Origin of the sequence: Chitinophaga sp. SYP-B3965, assembly GCF_009647655.1 — a bacterium.
Taxonomy (GTDB): Bacteria; Bacteroidota; Bacteroidia; order Chitinophagales; family Chitinophagaceae; genus Chitinophaga.
In genome coordinates, this window is the sequence record NZ_WJFD01000001.1 from 2,523,024 (window position 1) to 2,537,506 (window position 14,483).

Annotated in this window: 8 protein-coding genes; all 8 read left to right on the forward strand. The window is 45.6% G+C overall.

The window, feature by feature from the left end; genetic code table 11:
- The first annotated feature begins 116 nt into the window (after window positions 1-116).
- The 8 genes from GFS24_RS09805 to GFS24_RS09840 all read left to right on the forward strand — a co-directional run bounded on the left by GFS24_RS09805 (window position 117) and on the right by GFS24_RS09840 (window position 14,458).
- Window positions 117-3,482, forward strand: coding sequence for a SusC/RagA family TonB-linked outer membrane protein (locus GFS24_RS09805; protein ID WP_253906425.1), 3,366 nt, complete (start codon window positions 117-119; stop codon window positions 3,480-3,482).
- 11 nt (window positions 3,483-3,493) lie between these two features.
- The gene (locus GFS24_RS09810) at window positions 3,494-4,999 is read left to right on the forward strand and encodes a RagB/SusD family nutrient uptake outer membrane protein (RefSeq protein ID WP_153659387.1); all 1,506 of its coding nucleotides are present in this window, start codon (window positions 3,494-3,496) and stop codon (window positions 4,997-4,999) included.
- Window positions 5,000-5,007: 8 nt separating this feature from the next.
- Window positions 5,008-5,829, forward strand: coding sequence for a DUF4843 domain-containing protein (locus GFS24_RS09815; RefSeq protein WP_153659388.1), 822 nt, complete (start codon window positions 5,008-5,010; stop codon window positions 5,827-5,829).
- A 21-nt stretch (window positions 5,830-5,850) separates the two neighbouring features.
- Entirely contained in the window at window positions 5,851-7,326 is a 1,476-nt protein-coding gene (locus GFS24_RS09820) for a PKD-like family lipoprotein (RefSeq protein WP_153659389.1), read from the forward strand.
- Between the two features lie 80 nt (window positions 7,327-7,406).
- Window positions 7,407-8,252 carry a peroxiredoxin gene (locus GFS24_RS09825; protein ID WP_153659390.1) on the forward strand — a complete coding sequence of 282 codons (846 nt, stop codon included), beginning with the start codon at window positions 7,407-7,409 and terminating at the stop codon, window positions 8,250-8,252.
- 4 nt (window positions 8,253-8,256) lie between these two features.
- Window positions 8,257-10,755, forward strand: coding sequence for a zinc-dependent metalloprotease (locus GFS24_RS09830; protein WP_153659391.1), 2,499 nt, complete (start codon window positions 8,257-8,259; stop codon window positions 10,753-10,755).
- Window positions 10,756-10,919: 164 nt separating this feature from the next.
- Entirely contained in the window at window positions 10,920-13,655 is a 2,736-nt protein-coding gene (locus tag GFS24_RS09835) for a tetratricopeptide repeat protein (RefSeq protein ID WP_153659392.1), read from the forward strand.
- A complete protein-coding gene (locus GFS24_RS09840) occupies window positions 13,655-14,458 on the forward strand; it encodes a hypothetical protein (RefSeq protein WP_153659393.1) in 804 nt (267 codons plus the stop codon). The genes GFS24_RS09835 and GFS24_RS09840 overlap by 1 nt, the downstream gene beginning before the upstream one ends.
- Window positions 14,459-14,483 lie beyond the last annotated feature (25 nt).

Below are 14,483 nucleotides of genomic sequence, written 5' to 3' on the forward strand. Positions count from 1 at the left end.
CTGCTGTGCCTTTAGAACAGCAGCCGGCAGAGAGGGAATCAACCAAACCGCTGCTGGCAATGGTCCGGAGCAAAATACGGAGCCATCGGGCCAGTACAGCATCAATTGTTCTAGCGATGAAAATGACAATTGTATTATTAACTGCTGCACTTATTCATGTTCAGGCCGCTGTGGTAGCACAGACGGTGACGCTTACGGGCAGGAACATTTCAGTTAAAAAGATTTTCCAATCTATTAAGCAGCAAACGGGCTATGTTACTTTTTACAACCAGGAAATGCTGGCGGATGCAAAGCCGGTTTCACTGGAAGTAAATGGCCTGCCATTAGAAGATGTGCTGAAGCTTATAGCTAAAGACCAGCCCTTCAGGTTCGAGATCAAGGCAAACACAAAAACGATCGTAGTGGCGCCGAAGGTGGTGACTACGGCGTCTCCGGGTACTTCTCTGGAGGCAGCTTTTTTTGTTCCGCTTTCCGGCCAGATCGTAGACAGTGCGAGCGGCGCTCCTCTGCCGGGAGCGACTGTAAAGGTGCAGGGAACCGTGCAGATAGCTACCACTGATTACCTTGGACGATTCACGGTAAATGCGAAAGCCGGTGATGTACTGACGGTAAGTTATGTAGGGTTCAGGAGTGTGAGCTACACGATCAGGAACACGGGCAAACCGCTTATTATTGCCCTGGCACCTGCTATCACCACCATCAACAATGTGGTTGTAACAGGGATCTTTAATAAAAACAAAGAAAGTTATACCGGCGCTGTAAAAGTGATAACGGCAAAGGATCTGCAACAATTCCAGGGCCGTAATATATTTGTTACGATCGGGAACATTGATCCCTCCTTCTACGTTGTTCCCAATAACAGTTTCGGCTCTAACCCCAACCGTGTACCGGATATACAATTACGTGGTACCCGCAACCTTCCCAACCTGGACCAGATAGACCAGCTGGGAACTTCTGCTGCTGCTGCGCTCAACTCACCGCTTGTTATCATGGACGGGTTTGAATCCACCATGGAACGGCTGATGGACCTTAACAACAACGAAATTGAATCTATCACTTTGCTGAAAGATGGTGGCGCTACCTCCCTTTATGGTTCCCGGGGTGCAAACGGCGTAATTGTTGTGACCACCAAACTACCTGTGAGCGGAAAGTTAAGATTTACTTACAGGGCAGGCATGAACCTGAGTGTACCAGACCTTAGCAGCTATCATTTGCTGAACGCAAAGGACAAGCTGGAACTGGAACGCATTTCCGGTTATTACAGCAGCCCTACAAAACCACCTTCTCAAAATGTAGGACTTGAACAATATTATAACCAGATACTGGGCCTCGTGCAAAGCGGCGTAAATACAGACTGGCTGAGTAAACCTTTACGCTCCACTGTAGATCAGAACCATTCCATAAAGCTGGAAGGTGGTGATAATGCATTCAGGTATTCCCTGCAAGGCCAGTATAACAAGATAAACGGTATCATGAAAGGCTCCGGCCGTGAAAATATTAATGGTAACGTTGACCTCTCCTACCGCCTGGGGAAACTCAACTTCCGCAATAGCCTGATGATAGGTAGTACAAAGGGCGAAGAATCTCCCTGGGGATCATTCAGTGATTACGCAAAACTGAATCCTTACTGGAGCCCTTATGATGCAGACGGAAAAATTACGCAATCTTTCCAACCCTACTATCAAAGTTACTGGGATCAGGGGCAGCATCTTAACAAACCATATGCTAACCCCATGTATGATGCCACGCTGAATACCTTTAACAAGAATGCCTATACTAACATCACCAATAACTTCCAGTTAGACTGGAGTCCTGTTGATCATCTGCGGTTATACGGAAGTTTAGGGATCACGAACAAACAACTTTCTTCCGATGCTTTTAAACCGGCATCACATTCTGCATTTTCACAGTACACTGATAGCAATCTGATCCGGAGAGGAACTTATGATTATAGCAGTGGAAAAGAGTTCTCTTATACAGCCAGGGCACAGGCCGTTTATAGTAATCTCTTCAATGACCTGCACAGTTTGTATATAGGCGTAAGCGTGGAGGCTGCAGAAAGCAAGTCCACCAACTATATGTTCAGTGCGGAAGGTTTCCCCGATGAAACCATCGACTTCATTGGCGAAGCCCTTCAGTATACACTGAACGGCGCTCCGTCAGGCACGGAAGCTACTACCCGCAGAGTAGGCCTGGCCAGTACGCTTACTTACACTTATGACCAACGTTACACCGCGGAACTTAACTACCGCGTTGATGGTGCTTCACAGTTTGGTACAGACAAACGTTTTGCACCCTTCTGGTCTGCCGGTGCCGGTTGGAACCTGCAAAACGAATCTTTTATCAGGGATAATTTCACCTTCATAGACCGTCTGAAATTACGCGGCTCTTTTGGTGTAACAGGTAATCAGAACTTTAATGCCTACCAACCCCTGGCCACTTATGGCTACATTACGAACGACCGTTATAAGAACTGGATCGGCGCCGTTCAGAAAGCATTAGGCAATCCTGACCTGCAGTGGCAGAAAACGAATAAATATGACCTGGGTATAGAAGGGGAATTATTTAAAAAGCGTATACTATTCCAGGCAGACTATTACAAGGAACATACCTCTAACCTGCTTTCTTCCCTGGAACTTCCTTATTCCAATGGTTTTACGGACTATATTGAAAACATCGGCGAAGTGGAACAGACCGGTTTTGAGTTGACGGCCACTGTGGTAGCGATCCGTAATGATGCACGCCGCATCTTTTGGTCTGTTACCGGTAGCATCGCGCACAACCAGGATAAGATCGTAAAATTATCTGAGGCTATGAAAGCGGCGAATGAAAAACTCGCCACAGACCCGGATAAAGTTGCTAATCTGCCTAACAGGATCATCCGCGAAGGAACATCTCAGAATACCATTTATGCTGTGCCATCGCTGGGTATAGATCCCAGTACCGGCAGAGAGTTGTTTTTAAATAAAGACGGCGGGGTTACTTATAGCTGGAATCCAAGGGACCGCGTAGCCGTAGGGGTATCTGAGCCAAAATACCGGGGCAATTTCAGCACCCTGTTCCGTTACGGCGGCTTCGGCTTCAATACCTCTTTTGGTTTCCGCTTTGGCGGTCAGCTGTATAATGAAACGCTGATACAAAAGATAGAGAATGCAGACAGGTTCTTTAATGTTGATGAACGGGTATACAATGACCGCTGGAAAAAACCTGGAGACAGGACGTTCTTCCGCGGGATCAATGAAGTGACACGTACTTATGCCTCCTCCCGTTTTGTACAGAATGAATCAACATTCATCTGCCAGAACATCAACATTTCCTACGATGTGCTGAACAGAGAATGGCTGAGGCGTTTGCATATGCAGGCACTGTCTGTGCAGGCCAATACCGGGGAATTGTTCTATATGTCCAGCGTACCGCAGGAACGTGGTATTGATTATCCATTCTCCCGGCAGGTGAGCGTTAGTTTGTTTGCTACTTTTTAATCTGAAATCAAATGAAGAAAATAACTATCACTACTATATTACTGAGCACTCTGGCCTTTACCGGCTGTAAGAAGTGGCTGGAAGTAACACCGCAGGCGACAACAACCAAAGACGAGTTGTTCCAAACCCAGAAAGGATTCCGGGATGCCCTCACGGGTGCTTATATTCACATGAAAAGCGGCAACACCTATGGTGGCGGGCTCACATGGGGGAATATTGAATTCATGGCCCGCAACTGGGATGTGATCAATGTCAGCAATACGGCCCTCACCAACCTGGCAAATGCCAATTATTCTGATGCTACTGTAAGAGGCTGGATGGATGGCACCTATGCAGACGAATACAAGGTAGTAGCAGATGTGAACAGTATCCTGGAAAGGATTGACGAAAAAAAATCCGTGTTCACGGGCGATAACTATGCACTGGTTAAAGGAGAAGCATTGGCGTTGCGCGCTTTTGCCCACTTTGATGTGCTCCGCATGTTTGGCCCCATGCCGGATAACCCGGGCACGATACCGGTATTACCTTATGTAAAAAAAGTATCCAAGGAGATTGTTATGCCTGTTCCTTTCCAGGAATTTGCATTATCCGTGCTGGCAGACCTTGATGAGGCAGAAGGATTATTGAAAGACGTTGATCCGTTCACGCAATATTCCCTGGCAGAATTGAATCCGGACCCGAACAACCAGACTCCGGTATTGGCCGATAATTATTACATGTACCGCCAGCTGCGCATGAACTATTATGCCGTGCTGGCCCTGAAAGCCAGGGTGTATATGTGGCTGGCGCCATCCAATAGTGCGAACTTCGCAAATGCCGCGAAGTATGCGAAGATGGTGATCGATGCCAAAGATCGCAACGGTGTACCTACCTTCCGCCTGGGTAAGTCAGCAGACCGCACTGCGGGGGATTACACCATGTCTCCTGAGCATATTATCGGATTAAGTATGTATGATCTTGCGCAAAAAGCGATCGATCTGTTCTATGAAAAGGGATCCCTGGCCCGTTCTGATTTCAATATCCAGGATGGATATTATTATCTCAACAACCTGTTCCCTCCAGGTGAAAGAATAGGTGATATACGATGGCAGGGTATGTGGAGTTATAAGGTAACACAGGGTAGTACCAGCTTTGTAATGAATGCAAAATACCTGCAACGTCAAACTTTGCCCATTCTGCAGGTGCCCCTGCTCCGCCTCAGCGAAATGTATCTCATACTCACGGAATCTGCACCGTCTAAAGCAGAAGCTGAAGGCTTCTACGCTACTTATTGCGCGGAAAAAGGCATTCCCTTCCTGAGCGGTTTTAATGCTACTAACTGGGAAGCAGACCGAAAGAATAAAATGATCAGGGAATACGTACGGGAATTCTTTGCAGAAGGTCAAACCTTCTTCACTTATAAAAGATACAATGTAATCACATTGCCTGCCAGCTGGACGGCAGTGTTCTACAGCGGCACAACAGCAAGGTATATTGTACCTAAACCTGATCGTGAAATTAATTACCATAACAACTGATCACAGCGATGAAAAGATTCATATATTTTATAGCTGTTCTGCTGATAACAGCAGCCGGCTGCACAAAATCAGAATTCCTGCTATTTTCCGATATTGCCAGGGTACAGCTGAACGATACCGCTACGCTGAATACTACCTTTATCTATGATCCTGCCACTGTTACAAAAGATACGGTGTATATCCAGGTAGGTACTATTGGCGGCATTACAGATCATGACCGGCCGGTACAACTGGTACAGGTACCGGAATATGATTACACTTATGTTCGTGATCCTATCACTAACCAGGTAACAGATACCATTGTTACAGAAAGGCCTTTCAAAGCGGTTCCCGGCATTCATTATATAGACCTGGCAGACAAATCAATGGCATCATTGATGGTAGTAAAGGCGAACGAAGCAAGCGCCATGATACCAGTGATATTATTACGCGATGCCAGCCTGAAAACGAACAGCTACCGCCTGCGCCTGCAACTGGTGGCCAATAAAGAATTCGGACTTGGAGAAATAGGCGCAAGGGAACAAACGGTAGTGTTCTCAGACCGTCTGGAACGCTTTTACTCCTGGAGGGTAGACAATGGTGTAGCACCGGCATTTACTACTTTCGGAAAATACAGCACAAGAAAACACCAGTTTATGATGGATGTGCTGAAAGTAAATATTGATGAAGTATGGTACCAGGCAGTGTTGGCTGCACAGGCCCAACAAAACTACCAGAACCTGCTGAGGGCTGCCTTAACCGCATTCAACAATGATCCGGCTAACATTGGCAGTGGAAAAGCGCCCTTGCGCGAAACGGATTCGCCTACGAGCCCCCTGGTTACCTTCTGATCAAAATCAATTATTACCAAGATGAAGAAATTATATTTCCTGGCAGCCGGCTTGTTTTCCATACTCGCTTTTGCCTGCACCAAAGATAAAAGTACCGCAAACGACGGTTCAATACCATCCTTTACTGTAAGTGGAATGAAAACCAGTTATGCTGTATTAACACATAAGGATACTTTGCGCATCCATCCTGTCGTAGAAGACGAAAGCAAATATGAATTTTACTGGACAGCATTTAATTCCAATTTTGTACAAAGATCGGGTAATGCAAAACCAGATACACTGGCCAGAACAAAGGACCTTGACTACGCCGTAACATTGAACCCCGGTCCCTATATACTGGTGTTCAATTTAAAAGATAAAAAGAGTGGTGTTACCAAGCTCCTTAATGCAGACATGGTCGTATCTTCATTAAACCTGAACGGCTGGTACCTCCTGAAAGAAAACAATGGAAAAACAGACTTTGATTTTATTCATAGCACCGGGCGTATAAACGACTGGATTGCTTTTCACAATGAGGGGAAAAGCCTGGAAGGAACAGCAGTAGATGCGGTATTTACGCCTACCTTTAAAATGACGCTGACAGCCGCTCCTATGGATATCTTCCCTGCGTTTACAGTGCTCTCAGATAAGGATGCAGCCATTTACCGGATCGATAACGGGAAGGTGATGCGCACCTTTGATGATATGTTCTTTACAAAACCTGCCACCCGCAAGTTGCAAAGCGTGTTCCAACCTGCATCGCTTACCACCCTTGGCCTGATCAACGATGGCCAGGCTTATATCATGAATAAGGGTACCCTGTTCTCTACACTGCCAGCCACTACGGCCAGGTTATCACCCATAACGGCGGTAGGTGCTATGAACCTTGCTTTTGACGAGCTTTCCAAATCAGTTGTGTTGCAGGTTGATTTTACTTTACCGGCAATGCCAACCAGCGGGGCTGAGTTGAAGAACATGAATGCTGATCTGGTTTGGATGAATAGTTATGCTGGTTTGCGCGGTTTAGCTATGGCCCTCTTCCGTAAACCAGACGGTTCCGGGATCCTCTACAGGCTGAATGTACAATATGGTTTCCTGGCAGGTTTTTCAACACCTATCATACAGTTAAAAGCAACCGTACCTTCTACGCATGGCCTGATGGCTGCGAGCGTGATCGGCGGGAATTATGATGCTGACTTCATTTATTATGCGCTGGGTAACAAGGTGTACCTGACAGATCCGATCGGCCTCCAGGAAGCCTTGCAGGTGACACTTCCTGCCGGAGAAAACGTTACCAGCATTCAGCATATCAAATATCCGCAGCCCAACGCCGGAATAACCATTACAACTGATTTCCTGGCTATCGCTACTTATGCAAACGGTCATTACAAAGTGTACCTGCATAAAGTAAGTTCTACCGGAACCATTCAACCATTGGCCCAGCCTAATTTTGAAGGGGACGGAAAAGTAACCACCATTATCTATATGGAAGGAGGAAACGGAAGCAGGGTTTTCTAACATTATAAAGCATGAGATCACACCCATTGCCACTGTATAACAGCTGGCGGGGTGATCTCATGCCATTTAAAAACAAACAGATGAGAAGCTTACTATTATTAGCATGCAGTTTTTGTTCTTTGAATGTACTGGCACAAACAGACACTGCTATGCAAAGAACGGAACTGAAACAAGTCTTGCAGGGAGTAGATCAAAAAATGGCCAACAGGCAACAAGCCTGGCTGGATGCGCAGACTGCAAAAGTGAAGTATGACACGATAGGCCTGTGGCAATACCGCGACGACTGGGCCAAGCTTAAAGCAGAAAGGAAAAAACAGGAGATCGTCTTCGTACAACAACATCCGGATTACCTCGTTAGCCTGGAAGCCCTGAAAGATGCCATCGGCCCTATCCCCGATGATATCCAGGCATACGATAAACTGTTTAAGAAGCTGAACAAAACTGTAAGAGAAAGTGAAGCAGGTGTGAGTACAAAAAAACTCATTGATCGTTATATGACGGTGCGGATCGGTGCGCAGGCGCCTGCTTTCTCCTCTCCGGATACCGCCGGCCTGCCGGTGCGGCTGGCTGATTACAAAGGGAAGTATGTGCTGCTGGATTTCTGGGCAAGCTGGTGCGGCCCCTGCAGGGAAGAGAATCCCATCGTAGTAGCTGCTTACAACCGGTTCAAAGATAAAAGCTTTGACATCCTTTCTGTTTCCCTGGATCAACCGGGTAAAAAGGCGGACTGGCTCAAAGCCATCTATCACGATGGCCTCACCTGGAAACATGTATCAGACCTTCAATACTGGAATAATGAAGTAGCGAAGCTGTACATGATCCGCTCCATCCCGCAGAACTTCCTGATAGATCCACGCGGGAAGATCATTGCCAAAGACCTGCGTGGGGAACAGCTTGTAAAGAAACTTGAAGAAATATTAAAATAGTACCATGCTCAGATTTAACATCGCTTTATTTGCGCTGCTTGGCTTCGCTGTTGCTGCTCATGCGCAAAAAGCCGTTCCAACGGATTCATCTGCTAAAAAAACAGATTCTCTTCCTTCCGCCATCAAGCCGTATGGAACGGTGATCACTGCAAAAGCCAAGACATACAACGGCATGTTCAAAGTACACCAGCTGAACGCCCGTTATTACTTTGAAATTCCGGATTCCATGTATAACCGTGCGATCCTGGTAGTGAACCGTATTGGCAGGTCCGCAGCAGGGCCAAGGCCGAATATGACAGGATATGCCGGTGACCAGATCGCCGAAAATGTGATCCACTTCGAAAAAGGACCGGATGACAAGATCCTCATGAAAGTGATGCGCTTTAATGAACGTTCCACGGATTCCACAGAGAATGGCCTCTACAGGTCTGTGATCAACTCCAACCTGGAACCTATTGTAGCTGTATTTCCTGTAAAGGCTTACAACAAGGACGCTAAAAGCACGGTGATAGATGTAACGGATCAACTGAACACGGAAAATGAAATATTCCATTTCAGCCCGCAACTTAAAACAGCGCTGAGCATTGGCGCTATACAGTCCGATAAATCTTTCATCAATTCTGTGAAAGCTTTTCCGATGAACATTGAGATCCGCATGCTGCGTACCTATATGAAAGGTGGTCAGCAAGCTGCATCTACTACTATACCGGATACCTATGAACTGAACAGTTCCATGGTATTGCTGCCGGCAGTACCCATGCAGCCCCGGTATGCAGATGCGCGTGTAGGCTTTTTCGCCAGGGGGTATGTAGATTTTGATACAGATCCGCAGGGTGTAAAGCAGCAATACATGATCACCCGCTGGAGGCTTGAACCTAAAGAAGAAGATATAGAGAAATATAAACGCGGTGAACTGGTGGAACCTAAAAAGCCCATCATCTATTACATCGATCCTGCTACGCCTAAAAAGTGGGTGCCTTACCTGATTGCAGGTGTGAACGACTGGCAGAAAGCATTTGAACAGGCTGGTTTTAAAAATGCCATCAAGGCCATGCCTGCTCCTGAAAATGATTCCACCTGGAGTATCGATGATGCACGCCACAATGTGATCGTGTACAAACCATCTGCCATAGCGAATGCCAGCGGTCCTCACGTGCATGATCCACGCAGCGGAGAGATCATTGAAACGCACATCAACTGGTACCACAACATCATGCAACTGGTGCATAACTGGTACATGATCCAGGCCGGCGCTATTGATCCTGCCGCCCGCAAGATGGAATATGATGAGGAACTAATGGGTCAGCTGATCCGCTTTGTATCTTCTCATGAAGTAGGGCACACATTGGGCCTGATGCACAACTTTGGTTCCAGCTCTACTGTACCGGTAGAGAAATTAAGGGACAAGGCATATGTGGAAGCACATGGCCACACTCCTTCTATCATGGACTATGCACGTTTTAACTACGTAGCACAACCGGAAGACCACATTACACAAAAAGGCATCTTTCCAAGGATAGGTGAATATGATAACTGGGCTATCCAATTTGGATACAAATGGTACCCTGCATTTAAAACAGCTAAAGACGAAGGCCCTTTCCTGAATAAACTGATCATTGACAGCCTGGCTAAAAACAAACACCTGTATTTTGGCAGTGAGAACAACTTCTCTGATCCCCGTGACCAAAGTGAGGACCTGGGTGATGATGCTATTGCGGCCAGCAAATATGGTATCAAGAACCTGCAGCGCATACTGCCACAACTGAAAGAATGGACGAAGGTACCCGATGAAGGATATGATAACCTGAAGACCATGTATGAGGAAGTGATCAAACAGTATAAACTCTATACTGTTCAGGTATTGAAAAGTGTAGGTGGTGAATACCGTACTTTCAAGAGCATAGAGCAACCCGGCAGGATGATCGAACCAGTGGAGTACCAAAAGCAAAAAGCCTCCATGAAGTTCCTGAATGAATACCTTTTTGCTACACCTACCTGGCTCATCAATGAATCATATACCGCGGTAACGGGCACTGATCCTATCATACACATTGTTATCGCACAATCCAATGCGCTGATGAAACTGCAAGGGTCCGGTATGCTGATAGGGCTGATCAAATCAGCAGAAATGAACAAGGGTATCAAAACATATACAGCTATTGAGTTCCTGGAGGACCTGAAGCAAGGTGTATGGGGCGAACTGTATACCAATAAGCCCATTGATATCTACCGCCGCAACCAGCAAAAAGTGTACATAGAAAATTCATTCAAAGCATTTAAAGCGGTGAATGAAATAGTAGGCAGGAACAATGGCAACGGTACGATCTTTTACATAAACCCGGATCCAACCGGCAATGATGTTTCCAGCATTACGCGGGCACATCTGACAGGTTTACGTAACGATATCCGTAAAGCTATACCATCACAAACCGGTATTTCAAAGTATCACTTACAGGATATGGAGAACCGGATCACTGAGGTACTGGAAGGAAAGAACAAATAACCATATAAATTTCACGAGAGCCCTAAAGCCGTACAGACCAATGTGTTTGTGCGGCTTTTTTTTATTATGATTACATATATATTAAAAAAATATCATTAACTTACTAGCCTGTATCCTTTTAGCTAAAGATAAATTAAGTGCCCCGTATCCTAACCTGATTACGTATGAAGTGGTTTATAGTATTACCTTTTATCCTCTGCAGTCTGCAATTAATTGCACAACAAAGTATTGTCCGGGGCATTGTGTCCATCCATAATAGTGAAACCAATACTGGTAAAAGACAATTTGTGGTAAATGCCCAGGTAGAGGATGATCTGAAGGAGGCCCAACCTACCCTTACGGCAGCCAACGGGCAATTTATCTTATCCTTTGTTGGCAAACCTGATAAAAGTGCGGCTTCACTATTGGTAAGGAAAACACCCCTCCAGGTTGTGAACGAAGCATCGCTGAATGCTATAACGGGCCAAAGCGATTGGGTAAGGATCAGTATGGCTCTTCCGGATAGTATCAATGAATACAGGAGGAAGATCTATAATGTTGGTAAAACGCAGGCGGAAAAACAATTAGAACAACAAGTTGCCGGTAAAACGGCACAGCTTGCCAAACTCCGGAAAAGCAGCGTACAAGATGCGGCACAGATCAAACAACTGGAACAGCAACTGTTTGAATTAAAAGATAAAGGAAAACAAATTGACGAACAGGCCAAAGAACTGGCCCGCAAATATGCCCCGGTGAACCTGGATGATGCCTCCCCCTTCTTTCGGAACGCATTTGGGTTATTTCAGCGAGGACAACTGGATTCAGCTTTACTGATCCTGGGAAAGGTGAACCTGGCCAACCTGGCCTACCAGATCCTGGGAGAACGGCAAAAGATAAATAACCTGCAAAAAGAACTGGCGCAAAGAGATTCCATTCAGCAGCAAAGGTCCGGAGACGTAAGTGAGGCCCTCCGGTTTAAGGCGGACCTGCACGCCACCATGTTTGAGTTTGACAGCACAATGGTCTGTTATCAGCTACTCCTGCAGCTGGACTCTACAGATGACGACAATCTTTTTAACTACGCCCGTTTTCTTGGGTGGCTTAATCAGCATGATCAGTCTATTTACTATTATTCCAGGCTCTTGAGCATCTATAAAGAAAAACTGCCGGCAAATCCGTCCTACTATGAACCTCTTGTGGCAAATGTACAAACCAACCTGGGCAGCGTTTACATGGAAAAAAATGATTTCTCAGGGGCTGAAACAAGCTACCAGGAAGCACTCAGGTTGAATATCTTTAACCGTTCAGCAGAACCTCTTCCGGAGCTCTATGAATCGTACCTCGCTAACCTGCAAACCAATCTTGCCGGACTCTACGTCAACAAGAACGACTTTTCAAAGGCTGAAGCAGCCTACCTGGAAGCACTCGGGCACCATAAACATTTGGCTCAAATAAACCCGAAGCTGTATGAACGGGACCTTGCCGTCACGCAAAGCAACCTGGGAACCCTGTATGCTAATAAAAATGATTTTTCAAAGGCTGAAGCTATGTATCTCGAAGCGTTCAGCATTCTAAAACCTTTGGCCCAAAGGGATCCCCGGAACTATGAAATAGATCTGGCCAACACCCAACATTATCTGGCAAGGTTATATAATATAAAAAACGACCTCCCTCGTGCTGAAGAAAATTACCTGGCAGCGCTCGCCATTCGTAAACAGATAGCCAGAACAAATCCCCGGGCCTATGAACCCGATCTTGCTTTGTCCCTGATCAACCTTGGCAGTTTTTATCAAAAGAAAAAAGATTCCACCAGCGCCCAGGCAGCTTACCTGGAAGCGGTTGGTATTTATAAGCGCCTGGCAGGCGCAAACCCTCAGGCATATGCCCCATCATTGGCAAGCGCGTTAAACCGTCTGGGTGATATGTATCTTAACAAAAGACAGCAACAACTCCCGGCAGCTGAAGCTGCTTTACTTGAAGCATTCGGGATCTATAGCCGTTTATATAAAACGGATCCCCAGGTATATGAACAGGAAATGGCCAGCATATACAACAGCCTGGCCGGCCTGCATGCTGCTAAAAAAGAGGATCAGAAAGCGGTAACTACTTACCGGGAATCACTCACGATCTATGAACGCCTTACAAAGGCTGATCCCAAAGCCTATGAACCGAGCATGGCCACCATACAGGAAAACCTGGGCATCCATTATATGGAACTAAAGAATTTCCGGGCATCTGAAGAAGCTTGCCTGGCATCCCTCAGCATCTTTAAACGCCTGGCTGTAGAATATCCTGAAGTTTATGAGCTTAACCTGGCCAATACGCAAACTATCCTTGGGACCCTTTATATAAAGATGAAAAAGTGGCAGCCTGCTGAAAAGCAGTTGGAAGATGCGACACTGATAATGGAAAAGTGGTTAACCATACAGCCTCAAATATACCTGACCACATGGGGAACCAGTGTTGTAGGCCTTATTGAACTTTATGCAACAATTGAGGATACGGTAAGTGTGGAAACAGCAAAAATCCCCTTGTTCATTAAGATGGGATACTGGTATGACAAGCTTTACAAATTCCATCATAAGGAGGAAGTATTGAGAGATGCCTACTCCAACAACCGCGGTTCCCTCGCCTGGTACCTGCTTTTCACCAAACAATTCAAAGAAGCACAAACAGTGGCCCTTCAGGGCTTGCAGATAGATAGTAAAAAGATCTGGATCAAAACTAATATAGCACATGCATTACTCATGCAGGGCAAAACGGAAGAAGCCTTAAAGGTTTACCAGGAATTGAAACCATTAAAAGATGAAGAAGGAGAAGCACTCAAAAGTATGTGCCTGGCAGACCTGGATAAACTCGAAAAAGCAGGCATCACCCATAAAGATATAAACATCGTTCGCGCATATTTAAAAAAGCCCTGATGAAATCGAACAAACTATCTACTATAGCTATCTCCAGGATCACAGGTATTATTTTTCTGCTGCTGGCAGCAGGAATAACCCTGTTCATTCCCTGCCTTACAAAAACACAATTATTTATCATCTATACCCTGGTTGGATTAAGCATTGCATTATTGCTCATAAAGAGTGCAGATAAAACAAATGTATCTTATAAGGTCTGGAACATTTCCATTGTACTGGTAGGTGGTGTAGCCTTGCCTTTCATCTTATTTTTCACCAACCCGGTTGGTACATTTAAACCGGATGATTGTTTTGGAAAGCGGAGCTTAACGGTGTTTGTGCATGGAAAGAAAGGCAGGCAGGATATGGTACTGCGCCAGAAAGGGTATGTGATCATGGATATTGGCGGGGAAAGAAAAAAAGCAGCCATCAGTGAAAACGGGGAAGCTTATTTCCAGAACCTGCGCCTGGATGATGAAGTAAGACTTAATATTGACTTTTCAGAACCCTACACCTCCTTATCTCCGGACTCTGTGTATAAGATCACGGAAGAAGGAAGGATCTACCTGACTGTAGCTTTACAGGGTATTGATAAAGTGGACGGCGTGGTATTACACAATGATATGCCATTGGAATCCGTACTGATAAAGATCAATAGCCTATCTGCCACAACGGATTCCACTGGTCATTTTCTGATCCGTATTCCGGACTCCTTACAAAGTAATAAATACACTGTTTGGTTCTATAAAAAAGGATTTAAAACCTTATCTAAAGAGGCCTACCCTCAAACAGGCATACCATTAGGTGTTGTAATGGAAAAATAAAAAAAAGGCACAGGTATAAGCCTGT

Excerpts from the sequence above, each read along its gene's own strand:
- GFS24_RS09840 (WP_153659393.1), top strand. The coding sequence starts at position 13,655 with ATGAAATCGAACAAACTATCTACTATAGCTATCTCCAGGATCACAGGT.
- GFS24_RS09825 (WP_153659390.1), top strand. The coding sequence starts at position 7,407 with ATGAGAAGCTTACTATTATTAGCATGCAGTTTTTGTTCTTTGAATGTA.
- GFS24_RS09810 (WP_153659387.1), top strand. The coding sequence starts at position 3,494 with ATGAAGAAAATAACTATCACTACTATATTACTGAGCACTCTGGCCTTT.
- GFS24_RS09805 (WP_253906425.1), top strand. The coding sequence starts at position 117 with ATGAAAATGACAATTGTATTATTAACTGCTGCACTTATTCATGTTCAG.
- GFS24_RS09820 (WP_153659389.1), top strand. The coding sequence starts at position 5,851 with ATGAAGAAATTATATTTCCTGGCAGCCGGCTTGTTTTCCATACTCGCT.
- GFS24_RS09815 (WP_153659388.1), top strand. The coding sequence starts at position 5,008 with ATGAAAAGATTCATATATTTTATAGCTGTTCTGCTGATAACAGCAGCC.
- GFS24_RS09835 (WP_153659392.1), top strand. The coding sequence starts at position 10,920 with ATGAAGTGGTTTATAGTATTACCTTTTATCCTCTGCAGTCTGCAATTA.
- GFS24_RS09830 (WP_153659391.1), top strand. The coding sequence starts at position 8,257 with ATGCTCAGATTTAACATCGCTTTATTTGCGCTGCTTGGCTTCGCTGTT.